Here is a 15,269-nt window from a genome sequence, read left to right on the forward strand (position 1 = left end):
ACATATGAAATAAGACCCGCATGACGGGCCTTATGACTGATTGTGCTCGTAGGCATCAATGATTCTTTGAACTAGAGGATGCCTCACCACATCTGTTTGATCCAAGTGGATAAACTCAGATCCTTTCACACTTCCGAGTTTCTGCTCAGCAACCTTTAATCCAGACGTAACCCCTTTCGGAAGGTCTACCTGGGTAATATCACCGGTTATAATCATTTTTGACCCAAAACCAAGACGAGTCAGAAACATTTTCATTTGTTCAGGTGTTGTATTTTGGGCTTCATCTAAGATAGCAAAAGCATCGTCGAGAGTCCGCCCCCTCATGTATGCCAGAGGAGCAATCTCTATCGTTCCTCTGTCGATTAATCTTGCGGTATGCTCTGCGCCAAATACATCATGCAAAGAATCATAAAGCGGCCGTAAATAGGGGTCAACTTTTTCCTTTAAATCGCCTGGAAGGAATCCCAGGCTTTCTCCCGCTTCAACCGCCGGCCGGGTGAGAATAATTCGTTTTACATCACCATTTTTCAGTGCATTGACTGCCATCACAACAGCGAGGTAGGTTTTACCCGTACCTGCGGGCCCAATCCCGAAGACAAGATCATGATTTTTAATCGCTGACACATATTTTCGTTGTCCGAGGGTTTTTACTCGCACAGACTTTCCTTTTGAATTCTTCGTAATTTCGTCCTCAAAAAGGGCTTCAAACTGATTGATCTTTCCTTTTTTCGCAAGCTCTACCGCGTATACAATATCGCGTTCTGTTATGGATAACCCTTTGCGGATAATGGCTAGTACAGCCAGTAAAATATCTTCTACCAATCGAACATGCTCGGCTTCCCCTGAAACATTAACTCGTTCACCTCGAGATATGATCGAGACGTTCAATTGTTCTTCAATTTGCTTTAAATGTCTATCTTCTGTACCGAATAGAGCCAAAGCTTCTGTTGGATTATTCAGTTGAATATCGATCGTTTTTAAGTTTCCTTGCATACTCAATCTCCTTGGGTTACATACTTGGTCACTGCAATGTTCTCGTGTACTTTGAATAAAAGGATTAATTTTACTTTACCATTCTCCTCACGCTCGTGCAAAACTTTTTCGCCGATGACCTTTGCCTCTTCATCGAGCTTCTGCTTTAAGTCTCTTTTGGCTGCCACGATTCCCTGTTTAACACGATCATTTTCTGGTTGAACATCTTCTTGGGCATACATATCTTTGACTTCCAAACGGATTGGCAACTCCCAACCAAACAAGTCCCACTTCTTTTGAGAGGTTTCCACTCTTACATTTTCCTCATCCGTATTCCACCATCCCCATATTGGAATATTTATTGAGCCTATCCCAACGGAATACGCTGAAGACTTTTCTCCATCTGTAAGTTGCAATTGCTGATCTTCAGGAACTTGAATTTCCGCTCGGTACCATGTTTCAGCGATGACTTCCCCTTCAGCCTCAATATACTTGCCGCTATCTTCTTCAGATTCATCCTTGGCCGCTTCACTTGTTCCCTCTTTTAATTTACCTGTAGCCAGCACTGTCCCCTTTTTAACAAACTGATTAACGGAGACTAAGGGTCTGCCTTTGGTGATAAACATTTTTTTTATTATGCCCTTTTTTGATGCTACTAAATCAGCTGGTCTTGTCGTTTCATCAGGATCCTGCCTCGTTTTCATAACCCCATAAAGCTGGTAGCTCGTCCCTTTCTTCTTCACACCAATCCAAAGCAAATCAGGAACATCTTCCAGGAGAAGTCGTTGTACCTCATTAGGATCTTTCATCCCGATAGTCAATTTCCCTTCTGTTACCCCATAGGATTCAAGCTGACTTTCGACGGTCGCTTCAAGCTCAGGCGGCAAACCTTTAATCTGGACAGACCATAATGTATTGGCAAGTAAAAACAAGGCACCGATCCCACAAAGAAAGGCAGCGAGTACTGCTTTTTTAGCAAGGAGCCGATGGATGAGAAATGGAATACCATGACGAGCAATGATATGAATTTTACAGCGGTATTTTTTACGAAGCCTGCGATAAATCACCCAGTCTTTAAGTCGTATAGTCATGTGTACTTCTTTGTCGGACACCTGCTTAACGTTTGTAATATAAGCTCCTTCTCTAGTACATGCTTGAAGGAATGCTTCAATTAATACCCCCTTAACCCTTACCGTAACTAGTCCATATAAAAAGTCTAATTGGTTCCTCGCCATTACTTCCCTCCTTTCTTCGGATCTGGATAAAATTCTATGGAATCAAGCGTACCTTCGAGGAGTAACTCCTCTTTCAACATCATTTTAATTCGTAAGCTTTTCCCTTTTATGGAGAGGTGTCCATCACGATACTTTAAGCGCACTTCACGGTCTGAGAAAAGCAGTAGTCCCGTATGATTTTCTATGTAGGCATGGATCGACCCAATCGTAGTTATGCGAGGAAGATCAAGCATAACGTCAGAAGGTAAATCGAAATAACGGCCGACCCATGTACGAATTTGCTGCTGCCATTTCACCATTCGATTTCCTCCTTTCTCTTATACATACGAAAAACGCACGAATTGTATCACTACAATTCGTGCGTTTTTTTATCTTTTTCTGGGATTTGAACGATGTGGCTTGTAAGCTCTGGGCGCACCAAGTATTTCTGACATTATGATACCATCAGCCAATTTTTGTTTATTCCATTGCCTGGAATAACGAATTGCGTTTTTTCTTTCCTTACCATATTCGACTTGTATCCCATTTGGTTCATAGATTGACCCAGATTCAGTTTGAGTAGAAGAAATTGAACCCTGGCCCCGATTCTTCTGATATTCCAGTAATTCTTCTTGACGTTTTTGTTTTTCATCGTAGTAGTCTCTGGTACGTTCCTGGCTGTTCGGCAGATGTCCACCTGTTCCCTCAAGTGTCTTCGCCGCTGGCTTAGGTGATGCTGAAGGTTCGCTTGGCGTAGTGGGTGAAGACACAGGAGAACCCTGGCCTTCCTTGTTTTTATTTAAACCAGTGAAAAAGCTTATGATCCCCCCAACCACAGCCGCCACGACGAGAAAATTACTAAATATTAATTCAAGAATATTTTCCATATCCATTCTCCTTTATAAGATTAGGAAAATTATTGTTCCTCATTATCCTGATCAGACATGTCACCTAAGGTTTGTCTCATATCTGTATCAGCATTTATGTTTTGATAATTCATGTAATCCATAACTCCCATTTTACCTGAACGCAGGGCTTCTGCCAGCGCCTGAGGTACTTCTGCTTCTGATTCAACCACCTTAGCCTGCATCTCCTGCACACGTGCCCGCATCTCTTGTTCTTGGGCAATAGCCATTGCACGACGCTCTTCAGCTTTCGCCTGAGCAATATTTTTGTCTGCTTCAGCTTGATCTGTCTGCAAAATGGCGCCAATGTTTTTACCAATATCGATATCAGCGATATCAATTGATAAAATTTCAAATGCTGTTCCCGCGTCCAATCCCTTTCCTAATACATTTTGTGAAATCCTGTCCGGGTTTTCCAGAACTTTATTATGGTTTTCACTCGAACCTATGGTAGACACGATCCCTTCACCAACTCGAGCGATAACGGTATCCTCTCCAGCACCACCTACTAGACGATCGATATTAGCACGAACCGTAATACGCGCTTTGGCTTTGACTTCAATCCCATCAATAGCTACCCCGGCGATAAATGGAGTTTCAATCACTTTTGGATTAACGCTCATTTGAACAGCTTCCAGCACATCTCGGCCTGCAAGGTCTATGGCTGCGCAGCGCTCGAAGCTGAGTTCTATATTCGCACGTTGAGCAGCAATCAAAGCATTTACCACTCTGTCAACATTACCACCTGCTAGATAGTGACTTTCTAATTGGTTCGTGTCTACATTAACCCCTGCTTTGTGCGCTTTAATCATCGGATTAATGACTCGGGATGGAATAACTCTCCTTAACCGCATACCCACTAATGTAAAAATACTAACCTTTACTCCTGCAGCCAGTGCACTGATCCATAACATCACGGGTATGAATGTGAATAGCACGGCTATAACAATAATGATAATTCCAATGATAATGATTGGCATAAGTTCTTGTAAGCTCATTTATTACTCCCCTTTTACAATTTTAATTTTCTTGACGAACAACAATTCTGGCACCTTCTATTTTCACAATTTTAACCTGCTGATTAGCAGCAATGAAACTTCCTTCTGACACCACATCCATACGCTCCTCATCAATGATAGCGGTGCCGGAAGGCCTTAAAGGAGTAATTGTCTCTCCCTTCAGCCCAATCAGTTCAAGACGGTTCACAGTTGAAACATACCCTTTTTCAGCCGAGGTGGAATCATTAAGAATAACGTGCCGGAAAAAACCTCGCTCAAAGCCGATCGTTTTAATAAGTATGATCGATACTCCGATTGTTAAAAGCAGTGCAATTCCGATGCTCATCGCCATATGACCTAAATCTGCAGATGACATCATAAGCGACGCTACAACAGCTGCTATCCCTGCTATTCCAGCTATGCCTCCAGGCAGAAATAGTTCAGCTACAATCAAGCCGACTCCTAAGATCAGCAAGACAATAGCTTCATACCCTGCTAGCCCGGCAACGACATGCCCATAAAAGAAAAGCACTAAGGACAATGCTCCCATGATCCCAGGAATGCCAAAACCAGGAGAGTATAACTCAACAACAAGACCAATACTGGCAATTGATAATAAAATAGGTATAACAACCGGATGAGTAAGAAAGCGCGCAAAATTTTCAGCCAGGGTCGGGCTCGTTTCAACTACCTTGGCATCGCTCATGCCGATTTCATGAAGGAGCTGAGTCCGATCCTTCACAATCCCTTCTGCATAACCGACTTCCACGGCATCCTCAGGGCCTAGTGTCAAAAATTCTCCTTTAGCTGCTCCATACTCAGGAAGATTCACACTGCTATCTGCCATAGCCCTAGCATATAAAGGGTCACGACCGTTTGCCTCGGCAGCCGAAACCATTGCAGAAATCCACGCTGACTGTGCTTTCTTATCAGCTGCCGTTCCATCTGAATTAATGACACCTGAGGCACCTACCGTAGCTTGGGGCTTCATATAAATTTGATCAGCACTAAGGGCAATATACGATCCTGCCGAATATGCCCGACTGGCCACAAAGGCCGTATTTGAAATATCTAAGCCGGCAAGCAGCTCGCCAATGTCTCCAGCAGCGTCCACCCTTCCTCCAGGTGTATCAATTTCAAATATGATATGATCTGCTCCTTTTTCAATGGCTTCATTTGTTGTACGTTCTAGGAAAGAAACCATGCCGCTTTCAACTGTATTTTCGACTGGGATCACATAAACCAGCTGGCCTTCTCCTTCAGCTTTCACATGATCACTAATAAAACACAGGATAAGGAGCATGCTCACCATCACTAGAGATCGATTAACCCACTTCAAACAATTCACCTCCTTGCGCTGGCACACTGCTTATTAATTATACGGGATACCTATGTAATAAGTTTCAAAAAATACAAAAGGTCCCTCTTTTTATTAAGAGAGACCTTTATCTTTTAAGATAATTGCTTTAGTACGAGTTTATTCACCTTTGAGCCTTCTGTTTTACCTTTTACCTTTGGCATCACAGCACTCATGACTTTCCCCATGTCGCTCTTAGATGAAGCCCCTACTTCTTCAATTGTTTCTTGAACGATTTGTTCAAGTTCTTCTTCTGTAAGCTGTTTCGGCATGTATACTTGTAAAATCTCAATTTCTTCATTAAGTCCTTCTACAAGATCTTCGCGTCCAGCTTCTTTAAACTCTTGGAGGGAATCTTTCCTCTGTTTCACCTCGCGAGATAAAACAGTCAGTTCTTCTTCTTCTGATAGATCTTCACCCAGTTTAATAGCCTCGTTTTGCATCGAAGCTTTAACCATACGAATGACTCCAAGGGTCTTCTTATCCCTTGCTTTCATCGCGGCCTTCATGTCCTGGTTTAGACGTTCTAGAATTGACATCTACTTAACACCCTCTTTTAATCACTTGCGCTTTCTAGCGGCCTCAGACTTTTTCTTACGGCGTACGCTAGGCTTATCGTAATATTCACGCTTACGATATTCTGATAATGCACCGCTTTTCGATACATCGCGCTTGAAGCGACGAAGAGCATCTTCAAGAGACTCGTTTTTACGGACGCGAGTTGTTTTTGACATGCTATTTCCCTCCCTCCAAAGCAAAAAAACTGTTTCTATAAAGTGTAGAGAACTCCCACACCTTCGACAATTATATTATATAGGTCATGTATGGTCAACTTTTTTATTGATCATATGTGTTGAAATCTCTTGGAACTTAGGTAATCCGTCGATTTCAAATCGTCGATTTCTCAAAGCAGAGCGGAATTTTTAACTTGTTACAACCTAAAAGTAATTTTTTTATATTTCCTGACTCATAATAGCAGGTCCTGTCTTTTCATGAAGTATTTCGCCTTCAGCTTTTAATAAAAAAAGCTGGTTGCTTGATCGCAACCAGCTTTCCCACTCTAATAATCAGATGTTCCTGTACCTCCGTTGACGATGGCGATGCCTGCGCTTGCTCCAATACGAGTTGCTCCTGCTTCAATGACAGCTCGTGCTCCTTCGTAATCACGTACTCCGCCAGAAGCTTTTACACCTAAGTCTGGACCGACAGTTTTACGCATTAGGCTAACATCTTCAACCGTTGCGCCACCGCCTGAGAATCCTGTTGAAGTTTTAACAAAATCCGCTCCGCCATCTTTAGTTAACTGTGAAGCTGTGACTTTTTCCTCATCATTCAGCAGGGAAGTCTCAATAATAACCTTTACTAAGGCCTTACCTTTGGCTTCATTTACAACGGCTTCAATATCAGCCTGTACAGCTTTCGTATTTCCTGATTTTAGTTCGCCAACATTGATCACCATATCCACTTCTGTAGCACCATTCTTAATAGCCTGGCGTGTTTCAAACACTTTTGTCTCTGTCGTTGTCGCCCCTAAAGGGAAACCAATAACTGTACATACTCTTACGTCTGTACCCTCTAGTAATTGTGAACTATATTCCACCCAGCAAGGATTTACACAAACCGACATAAAACCATGTTCTTTTGCTTCATGGCAAATCTCGGTAATCTTATCTTTGGAAGTATCTGGTTTAAGTTGTGTATGATCAATCATTTTTGCTAAATTTTGTCCCATAGAAAATCATCCCTTCTTTTAGTTGTCCGTACATCTACCTTATAATAGCATGTCACTTTGAAAAAAGCGAGCAGCATGAAAGGGCTTTTATAAAATGTCCATTATTGTTCTTCTAGTTGATAGGATAAACTGGATAGAAAATATAGCGGAGCGGTTTCCATTCGCAGTATTCTCGGTCCTAATCGTACCGGATAGAAGTCTGCTGACAAGAGTTGATCTGCTTCTTCAGATGTAAATCCACCCTCTGGGCCAAATACAACAATCACACTTTGTCCACTGGTTACTCGCTGTAACTGTTCTGCCAATGAGTGATGGTCTCCAGATCGTGCCTCTTTTTCATAAGCGATCAGTTTTATGTCGTACTTATGGCTCTTTTTGATCAACTCTGTTATAGTCATAACACTTAATATTTCAGGAATCCTGGACCGTTCAGACTGTTCGCTCGCTTCTTTGGCTATTTTTTCAAGCCTGGAAATCTTCTTCTTCGCTTTTTTTTCATCCCACTTTGCAACCGATCGCTCTGCTTCAAATGGAATAAAATCGTAAGCACCGAGTTCCGTGCCTTTTTGAACGACCTGTTCAAGTTTATCCCCTTTTCCAAGACTTTGAACGATTGTAACTTTCACAGGTAGTTCTTTATGTTCCGCAAGCCACTCCCTGACAATGCCGGTCACTTTCTCGCCTGCTTTGATCATATCGATCTCACACAGAGCCGGGCCATGATCAGGATGAACACAGATAAAAGTATCTCCTTCCTGCATTCTCATGACTCTTGTCATATGGTGGACATCATTACCTGTAATGGCAACGCCGTCACCTTCCCAATTGGTTCGATCTATAAAATAACGCTGCATCGTCCATCACCTTATATTCGGCTTTTTAGCAATAATAGAAATCCAATCTTCCATTCTGTTTGTCTCAACTACCTCAAACCCTGCCTCCTGAAGCCGATTCTTTACCATGTCCTTCTTTCCCTCAATAATTCCTGAAGTGATAAAATAACCATTTGGCTGCAGCAGACGGTAGGCCTCATCTACAAATTGGACAATAATTTCCGCGAGTATATTCGATACAATTAAGGCTGGTTCAATAGTAACACCTTGTAAAAGATTATTTTTAGTCGACGTTACCTGATGTGCCACTTGATTTAATTCAGCGTTATTCATTGTACTTTTCACGGCCACTTCATCGAGATCGAATGCATGGACATGGTCAGCACCTAGCAATACAGAAGCTACGCTCAGCACCCCTGAGCCTGACCCTACATCGAGAACAATATCACCTTTCTCTAGATACTGTTCAAGAGCTTGCAAGCTCAAGACTGTGGTAGGATGCGTCCCTGTTCCGAATGCCATCCCAGGATCCATTTCGATAATCAACTCATCACTTTGTACAGGTGTATAGTCTTCCCATGTCGGGATAATTGTAATCCTTTCAGAGATCTTTACTGGTTTATAATATTTCTTCCAGGCTGTAGCCCAGTCTTCTTCATGAATTTCGGTATGGGTCACATCGTTAAGTCCCACGTCAATGTCAAACATCTTTAAATTATTTACCGTTTGTTTAATCGCATCAACCGTTTCGGATAAAAAGCTATTGACTGGCAGATAGGCCTTAACATAGACTCCTTCCTCAGGATAATCTTCTGGATTCAGTTCATAGACTTCACCAAGTCCCGTCTCCTGTTGATTCATGTCCTGGGGGTCTTCTATCACCACACCGCTTGCGCCTGATTCATGCAAGATATTCGAAACGGGTTCAATTGCTTCGTTGGTGGTATGAATACAAACTTCCGACCATTTCATATTGATCAACTCACTTTTTTTGGATTATGTACAAAAAGAGTGCCAGGAACTTTGGCACAGGTAGTATTCACAAGCTACCGATTTATCCACGTCCAGACACTCTTTCATTAACATTCTCATTCACCTTTAAATGCACGTTTCATTCGTTCGAAAAAGTTGCCATGCTGTTCTTCCGTTACTTCATTACCACTAATTTCACTAAATTCTCTAATCAGCTCACGCTGACGTTCTGTCAGATTCTTTGGTGTAATGACACGCATCTTGACATGCTGGTCCCCATGTCCGCGGCCATGGACATTTGGAGAACCTTTATCTTTCAAACGGAAGGTCTTTCCTGTTTGAGTTCCAGCCGGTACCTTAAGTTTAACTTTCCCATGAACAGTCGGCACTTCTATTTCATCACCTAGGGCAGCTTGGGCAAACGTTAACGGGATTTCACAAAAGATATGGTCCTGTTCGCGCTCAAAAAATTCATGCTGCTGCACACGAATCACGACAAACAGATCTCCAGCAGGCCCGCCGTTCACCCCGGCTTCCCCTTTGCCAGGCACACGAATTTGCTGTCCCTCATCAATACCTGCAGGAATATCGATGTGTATTTTGTTTCGTTTCGTTACACGGCCATCTCCACCACAAGTATTACATTTATCTTTAACAATTTGTCCGCTGCCTTGACAATGATGACACACTCTCCGGTTTACAACGCGGCCAAATGGCGTGTTTTGCTCTTGATTAATTTGTCCGCTTCCCTGACAATGAGAACAAGTTTCAGGAGAAGTACCAGGCTTAGCACCCGACCCCTCACATGTGTCACACGTTTCCTCGACAGGAATCTCAACATCTGTACTCTTTCCAAAGATGGCTTCCTCGAACTGAAGCGTCATAGAATATTGGAGGTCGGCCCCTTTGCGTGGAGCGTTAGGGTCACGACGACGTCCCCCTCCGCCGAAGAACATATCGAAAATATCGCCGAAGCCGCCGAAGTCTTCACCGCCGCCTCCGAAACCGCCAAAACCTTGACCTTGCGGACCAGCATGACCAAATTGATCATATTGTGTACGTTTTTGTTGGTCACTCAAAGTTTCATATGCCTCTTTGGCTTCTTTAAATTTATCAGATGCATTTTCTTCCTCACTGACATCTGGGTGATATTTACGTGCTAGTTTACGATAGGCCTTCTTAATTTCCTGTTGAGAAGCATCCTTCGATACACCTAGCACTTCATAATAATCACGTTTACTCACTTGTTGATCACTCTCCCAGGCGCTATTACATAAGATTTATATTAACATTCTCGTTCAGTTTTAAGCAAATCGCTCATTATTAAGTCATACGTGAAAAAAGTCAAAGTCAAGAAGATCCTGACTTTGACTTTTTCTTTCAAGCTGCTTACTTTTTATTTTCGTCTTCGTTTACTTCTTCGTAGTCAGCGTCAACTACATCTTCTTCAGCATCTGACTGTTCACCCTGAGCAGCTTCTGCTTGCTGCTGTGCTTGTTCATAAAGCTTAACAGATAAGTTTTGAACCTGCTCTTGCAGTGCTTCTTTTTTCTCTTTAATTTGATCAAGATCTTCGCCTTCGAGAGCTGTTTGAAGCTCTTCTTTAGCTGTTTCGGCATTTTGCTTTTCTTCATCGCTTACTTTATCTTCAAGATCCTTGATCGTTTTGTCTGTCGTGAAAATAAGCTGATCTGCTTCGTTACGAAGTTCAATCGCTTCACGTTTCTTCTTATCTTCCTCCGCATTTTCTTCAGCCTGACGTACCATCTCTTCTACTTCTTCATCAGAGAGACCAGAAGAAGATTTGATTGTGATGGATTGTTCTTTGTTCGTACCCATATCTTTGGCACGTACATTAACAATACCGTTTGCATCAATATCGAAGCTTACTTCGATTTGAGGAACACCACGCGGCGCTGGCGGAATATCAGTCAGCTGGAAGCGTCCAAGTGTTTTGTTGTCCTGAGCCATTTCGCGTTCACCTTGCAGGACATGGATATCAACAGCTGTTTGATTGTCAGCCGCAGTTGAGAATACCTGAGAATGACTAGTAGGAATAGTTGTGTTACGTTCAATTAGTTTTGTTGTAACAGATCCCATTGTTTCAATACCTAGTGACAGTGGTGTTACATCAAGAAGAACTACATCTTTAACGTCTCCTTGCAGTACTCCACCTTGAATAGATGCACCAAGTGCTACAACTTCATCCGGGTTAACCCCTTTGGAAGGTTCTTTACCTACTTCTTTCTTAATCGCCTCTTGTACAGCTGGGATACGAGTGGAACCACCGACAAGAATTACTTTATGAATATCGCTTGAGCTCATGCCAGCATCTTTCATTGCCTGGCGAGTTGGCTTCATGGAACGTTCAATTAGACCAGAAGCAAGTTCTTCGAATTTTGCACGAGTTAAGTTCATTTCTAAGTGTAGCGGTCCAGCTTCGCCAGCTGTGATAAATGGCAGTGAAATTTGTGTTTGAGCTACACCGGAAAGATCTTTTTTAGCTTTTTCAGCAGCATCTTTCAGGCGCTGTTTAGCCATTTTGTCTTGTGAAAGGTCAATTCCATTCTCTTTCTTGAACTCTGCTACCATGTGGTCCATAATCACTTCGTCAAAGTCATCCCCACCAAGGCGGTTGTCACCGGCTGTAGCTACAACTTCAAATGTACCTTCACCAATGTCAAGGATAGATACGTCAAACGTACCGCCGCCAAGGTCATAAACTAAAATTGTTTGATCCTGGTCTTCTTTATCAATTCCGTACGCAAGTGCAGCTGCTGTAGGCTCATTGATAATACGTTCTACTTCAAGACCGGCAATTGTACCAGCATCTTTCGTGGCTTGACGCTCTGCGTCATTGAAATATGCAGGAACAGTTACTACAGCTTTCTCTACTGTTTCACCAAGGTAGTCTTCAGCATAACCTTTAATGTACTGAAGAATAGCAGCAGAGATTTCTTGTGGAGTGTATTCTTTACCTTCCACTTCAACTTTGTAATCAGTACCCATATGACGTTTAACAGAAAGAATTGTATTTGGGTTGGTGATTGCCTGACGCTTAGCTACTTCACCTACCTGACGTTCACCATTTTTAAATGCAACAGCAGATGGCGTTGTGCGGTTTCCTTCCGGGTTAGGGATTACTTTCGCTTCCCCACCTTCCATTACTGCCACACAAGAGTTTGTAGTACCTAAGTCAATACCAATAATTTTACCCATAGTAGTGTATCCTCCTCTAACAAATTATCTTAACAATTTATTGATTTACTTTTACCATAGCCGGGCGGATAACCCGATCGTTTAAACGATAGCCTTTTTGCAGTTGCTCTACAACCACATTGGACTCAAAGTTGTCGTCCTCAACTTGCATCACTGCTTGATGTAAATTTGGGTCAAACTCTTCCCCTTGAGCCGGTATTTCTTCCACACCTTCTTTTTCAAGAGCTGCTTGAAATTGGTCGTACACCATTTTCATGCCACTCGCAAAGTTCTGGGCTGCATCCCCAGTCACTTCAACTTGCAAAGCTCTTTCAAAGTTATCGAGGACCGGGATTAGCTCTTCAACGATTGATTGAGATCTATACTTTCTGTCCGCTTCCCTTTCTTTTAAAGTTCGGCGGCGAAAATTATCATAATCAGCCTGAAGCCTGAGCAAACGGTTCTGAGCTTCCTCTTTCTCTTGCTTAATCTGAGCCAGCTCATCAGAAGATTCCTCAGTCTCTGACTGTTCCCCATCAAATTTAACTGCTTCTTCATCAGTTTCTGGTTCAATAATTTCTTGTTCTTGCTGATCTTTCTCTTCCACGACTTCCACCTCCTTGGTTCTTATTCACCGTTATTGACTATAACATGAAAAAATATCCGAGGAAAAGCAAAGGCGGCTATATTTTATCCTTTGTGCTGTCAGACAAATGACCGCCATTGCCAGTCCTAAAAAAGCAACAGACAAAAAGAAGCGATGGGAGACTTTCATCCCATCATCCATACATAACATAAAGGTAGATCAGTACCACCCTTTAAAAGTTTCTGTCATATGCTTGGATAAAACACTTAACAATGAAATCACCCGATTGTACTCCATACGTGTTGGACCAAGCAAAGCAATCGTCCCTACCTGCTCATTTCCAAGAGTATAGCTTGCCGTGATCAGGCTGCAGTTTTGCATAGCATCAAAAGGATTCTCATGCCCAATGCGTACATGAAGACCCTGGTCGCCTGATCTCAACAAATCTGCCATTTCATTTTCCTGCTCGATTGTAGCAAAGAGCGAACGTACTTTCTCAAGGTCCTTAAACTCAGGCTGTGTGAGTATATTGGTTTTTCCTCCAATATAAAGCTTAGCTGGCTGTTCATCCATCAATGCAGCTTGCATATACCTGAATGCCTGCTCATCCATATGCTCCTTGACTAACTCTCGAACTTCAAGTTGGAGTTTCTCATGCAAATGAACTAATGGAACATCGCGCAAACGATCATTTAAGATATTGACCATTTTCTCAAGCTGAGCTGGTTTCATTTCAACAGGAACATTGAAAGCTCTGTGTTCCACATGACCTGTATTCGTCACTAAAATTGCAATCGCAGACTGTTCATTTAGCGGTACAATCTGCAGCTGCTTCAACTTTGTTTCGAATACTTCGGGACCGAGAATGATCGACGTATAATTAGTCATATCCGATAAGATCCCGGCAGATTTCTGCACGACTCGTTCGAATTCCATCATACGGTCCTTAAATGCTTCTCTGATCGTTTTTACCTCTCTATTAGACAATCGCAATGGAGATAAAAGGTGATCGACATAAAAGCGATAACCTTTCTCTGATGGAACCCGTCCCGATGAGGAATGGGTTTTTTCAAGGTAACCCATTTCCTCAAGGTCTGCCATTTCATTACGTATGGTGGCTGAACTATAGGTTACAGCATCTTTTTTTGAAATTGACCGCGAGCCAACCGGCTGAGCAGTCAGGATGAAATCATCAATAATCACTTGCAAGATTAATAATTGTCTATCAGTTAACATCGATGATCACCTCTGTTAGCACTCGAATTAAGTGAGTGCTAAATCTAATAATAAATTATCAAAAGGGTGTTGAGATGTCAACGAATTTCCTTTGATTTTTCACGAATCCAGCAAAAATTCTTGAAATACCTCATTTCCTAGAATTTTCCCTTTATCTGTTAACCAAAGGAAGCCATCACCCTCTGCCAAGAGTCCGCGCTGTTTTAATGCAGGTACGGCACCTTTAAATACGTCATCAACAGTGCGTGAGTATTTAGCCTCAAAACGTTCTAAAGAAACACCGCTTACTTTACGTAAACCTAGGAACATCTCTTCTTCCATTTGCTCTTTCAGTCCTACCGGCTCTTCATGAAGAATAGGGCGGCCATTTGCCATCGCTTGTTTCACGTATGCCGGTAAAGGACGGATGTTTATTGTACGTTTGCCAGGGATATAGCCATGAGATCCGGCTCCAATGCCGTAGTAATGCTCATTATTCCAGTATGTCAAATTATGCTTACTCTCAAAACCGGGCTTAGCAAAATTACTGATTTCATACTGCTCAATCCCTTGATTCGCAAGCTTCCTTTGCAGCAACTCATACATTTCTGCCTCATCATCTTCAGGAGGTTTTACGAGTGTTCCTTTCTTATACCTTTGATAAAAAACTGTCTTAGGTTCAATTTGAAGCGAATAAGAAGAATAATGCGGAAGTCCGAATTGGAGAGCCTCGTCAATTGTTTCTTCAAATGCCCCCACTGTTTGTCCCGGTAAGGCATACATCAAATCAATACTAATATTCGTAAGGCCTGCTTGTATGAGACGGTCAACATTTGTGTACACATCTTTGACTCGATGTACCCTGCCGATTTTTTCAAGCATGTCATCATCAAAAACCTGAACGCCTAACGAAATTCGGTTAACGCCGAAAGCTTTAAGAAGCTTCACTTTCTCGAGGTCCAAATCTCCAGGATTAGCTTCGAACGTGTATTCTTCACACGCTGGAATGTCAAAGTGCTCATCAATCATTCTCAACAGCTTTTCCAACTGATTGAGAGTAACCACGGTTGGTGTTCCTCCACCAACAAAAATTGTCCTCACTTTGGCTTTCTCTTCAGGGATGTATGTGTGTATCTCCTGGTAAAGGGCGTCTAAGTACTCATCTGCTAATCGTTCATTATAGAAGAACTTCGTAAAATCACAATAATGACAGATCTGTTGGCAAAAAGGAATGTGAATATATGCTGAGGAGATTGTCATGGTGTTCCACCTTTCATAAGGAAAACC

16 protein-coding genes are annotated in these 15,269 nt (G+C 42.3%); all 16 read right to left on the reverse strand.

The window, feature by feature from the left end; translation table 11 throughout:
- Positions 1 to 30: 30 nt before the first annotated feature.
- Positions 31 to 993, reverse strand: coding sequence for a PhoH family protein (locus B5354_RS18780; protein WP_079530312.1), 963 nt, complete (start codon positions 991 to 993; stop codon positions 31 to 33).
- Between the two features lie 2 nt (positions 994 to 995).
- Positions 996 to 2,207 carry a sporulation protein YqfD gene (yqfD, locus tag B5354_RS18785; RefSeq protein ID WP_079530313.1) on the reverse strand — a complete coding sequence of 404 codons (1,212 nt, stop codon included), beginning with the start codon at positions 2,205 to 2,207 and terminating at the stop codon, positions 996 to 998.
- Complete coding sequence (gene yqfC, locus B5354_RS18790) at positions 2,207 to 2,506, reverse strand: sporulation protein YqfC (protein ID WP_079530314.1); 300 nt, start codon at positions 2,504 to 2,506, stop codon at positions 2,207 to 2,209. The genes yqfD and yqfC overlap by 1 nt, the downstream gene beginning before the upstream one ends.
- A 69-nt stretch (positions 2,507 to 2,575) precedes the next feature.
- Positions 2,576 to 3,073, reverse strand: coding sequence for a hypothetical protein (locus B5354_RS18795; protein WP_079530315.1), 498 nt, complete (start codon positions 3,071 to 3,073; stop codon positions 2,576 to 2,578).
- A gap of 29 nt (positions 3,074 to 3,102) precedes the next feature.
- The gene (gene floA / locus B5354_RS18800; protein WP_079530316.1) at positions 3,103 to 4,089 is read right to left on the reverse strand and encodes a flotillin-like protein FloA; all 987 of its coding nucleotides are present in this window, start codon (positions 4,087 to 4,089) and stop codon (positions 3,103 to 3,105) included.
- A gap of 22 nt (positions 4,090 to 4,111) precedes the next feature.
- On the reverse strand, positions 4,112 to 5,401 hold the full coding sequence (locus B5354_RS18805) for an NfeD family protein (RefSeq protein WP_079530643.1): 1,290 nt from the start codon (positions 5,399 to 5,401) through the stop codon (positions 4,112 to 4,114).
- Between the two features lie 140 nt (positions 5,402 to 5,541).
- Positions 5,542 to 5,985 carry a GatB/YqeY domain-containing protein gene (locus tag B5354_RS18810; protein ID WP_079530317.1) on the reverse strand — a complete coding sequence of 148 codons (444 nt, stop codon included), beginning with the start codon at positions 5,983 to 5,985 and terminating at the stop codon, positions 5,542 to 5,544.
- Positions 5,986 to 6,006: 21 nt separating this feature from the next.
- A complete protein-coding gene (gene rpsU, locus B5354_RS18815) occupies positions 6,007 to 6,180 on the reverse strand; it encodes a 30S ribosomal protein S21 (protein ID WP_079530318.1) in 174 nt (57 codons plus the stop codon).
- 326 nt (positions 6,181 to 6,506) lie between these two features.
- Positions 6,507 to 7,178: a deoxyribose-phosphate aldolase gene (deoC, locus tag B5354_RS18820; RefSeq protein WP_079530319.1), complete on the reverse strand. Its 672-nt coding sequence runs from the start codon at positions 7,176 to 7,178 to the stop codon at positions 6,507 to 6,509.
- 101 nt (positions 7,179 to 7,279) lie between these two features.
- Positions 7,280 to 8,032, reverse strand: coding sequence for a 16S rRNA (uracil(1498)-N(3))-methyltransferase (locus tag B5354_RS18825; protein ID WP_079530320.1), 753 nt, complete (start codon positions 8,030 to 8,032; stop codon positions 7,280 to 7,282).
- A 6-nt stretch (positions 8,033 to 8,038) separates the two neighbouring features.
- Positions 8,039 to 8,983 (reverse strand): 50S ribosomal protein L11 methyltransferase, encoded by a 945-nt coding sequence (prmA, locus tag B5354_RS18830; protein WP_079530321.1) that lies wholly within the window; start codon positions 8,981 to 8,983, stop codon positions 8,039 to 8,041.
- A gap of 116 nt (positions 8,984 to 9,099) precedes the next feature.
- Positions 9,100 to 10,227: a molecular chaperone DnaJ gene (gene dnaJ / locus B5354_RS18835; protein WP_079530322.1), complete on the reverse strand. Its 1,128-nt coding sequence runs from the start codon at positions 10,225 to 10,227 to the stop codon at positions 9,100 to 9,102.
- A gap of 145 nt (positions 10,228 to 10,372) precedes the next feature.
- Positions 10,373 to 12,202 (reverse strand): molecular chaperone DnaK, encoded by a 1,830-nt coding sequence (gene dnaK, locus B5354_RS18840; protein ID WP_079530323.1) that lies wholly within the window; start codon positions 12,200 to 12,202, stop codon positions 10,373 to 10,375.
- Positions 12,203 to 12,239: 37 nt separating this feature from the next.
- Entirely contained in the window at positions 12,240 to 12,788 is a 549-nt protein-coding gene (gene grpE / locus B5354_RS18845) for a nucleotide exchange factor GrpE (RefSeq protein ID WP_079530324.1), read from the reverse strand.
- 198 nt (positions 12,789 to 12,986) lie between these two features.
- Positions 12,987 to 14,003, reverse strand: coding sequence for a heat-inducible transcriptional repressor HrcA (gene hrcA / locus B5354_RS18850; RefSeq protein WP_079530325.1), 1,017 nt, complete (start codon positions 14,001 to 14,003; stop codon positions 12,987 to 12,989).
- Between the two features lie 99 nt (positions 14,004 to 14,102).
- Positions 14,103 to 15,242, reverse strand: a complete 1,140-nt coding sequence (gene hemW / locus B5354_RS18855; protein ID WP_079530326.1) for a radical SAM family heme chaperone HemW — start codon at positions 15,240 to 15,242, stop codon at positions 14,103 to 14,105.
- Positions 15,243 to 15,269 lie beyond the last annotated feature (27 nt).

This window comes from Halobacillus hunanensis, assembly GCF_900166655.1.
Taxonomy (GTDB): Bacteria; Bacillota; Bacilli; order Bacillales; family Halobacillaceae; genus Halobacillus_A; species Halobacillus_A hunanensis.

Excerpts from the sequence above, each read along its gene's own strand:
- B5354_RS18825 (WP_079530320.1), bottom strand. The coding sequence starts at position 8,032 with ATGCAGCGTTATTTTATAGATCGAACCAATTGGGAAGGTGACGGCGTT.
- yqfC (WP_079530314.1), bottom strand. The coding sequence starts at position 2,506 with ATGGTGAAATGGCAGCAGCAAATTCGTACATGGGTCGGCCGTTATTTC.
- floA (WP_079530316.1), bottom strand. The coding sequence starts at position 4,089 with ATGAGCTTACAAGAACTTATGCCAATCATTATCATTGGAATTATCATT.
- prmA (WP_079530321.1), bottom strand. The coding sequence starts at position 8,983 with ATGAAATGGTCGGAAGTTTGTATTCATACCACCAACGAAGCAATTGAA.
- B5354_RS18805 (WP_079530643.1), bottom strand. The coding sequence starts at position 5,401 with ATGGTGAGCATGCTCCTTATCCTGTGTTTTATTAGTGATCATGTGAAA.
- deoC (WP_079530319.1), bottom strand. The coding sequence starts at position 7,178 with ATGGGACAAAATTTAGCAAAAATGATTGATCATACACAACTTAAACCA.
- yqfD (WP_079530313.1), bottom strand. The coding sequence starts at position 2,207 with ATGGCGAGGAACCAATTAGACTTTTTATATGGACTAGTTACGGTAAGG.
- dnaK (WP_079530323.1), bottom strand. The coding sequence starts at position 12,202 with ATGGGTAAAATTATTGGTATTGACTTAGGTACTACAAACTCTTGTGTG.
- hemW (WP_079530326.1), bottom strand. The coding sequence starts at position 15,242 with ATGACAATCTCCTCAGCATATATTCACATTCCTTTTTGCCAACAGATC.
- B5354_RS18795 (WP_079530315.1), bottom strand. The coding sequence starts at position 3,073 with ATGGAAAATATTCTTGAATTAATATTTAGTAATTTTCTCGTCGTGGCG.
- rpsU (WP_079530318.1), bottom strand. The coding sequence starts at position 6,180 with ATGTCAAAAACAACTCGCGTCCGTAAAAACGAGTCTCTTGAAGATGCT.
- B5354_RS18780 (WP_079530312.1), bottom strand. The coding sequence starts at position 993 with ATGCAAGGAAACTTAAAAACGATCGATATTCAACTGAATAATCCAACA.
- hrcA (WP_079530325.1), bottom strand. The coding sequence starts at position 14,003 with ATGTTAACTGATAGACAATTATTAATCTTGCAAGTGATTATTGATGAT.
- B5354_RS18810 (WP_079530317.1), bottom strand. The coding sequence starts at position 5,985 with ATGTCAATTCTAGAACGTCTAAACCAGGACATGAAGGCCGCGATGAAA.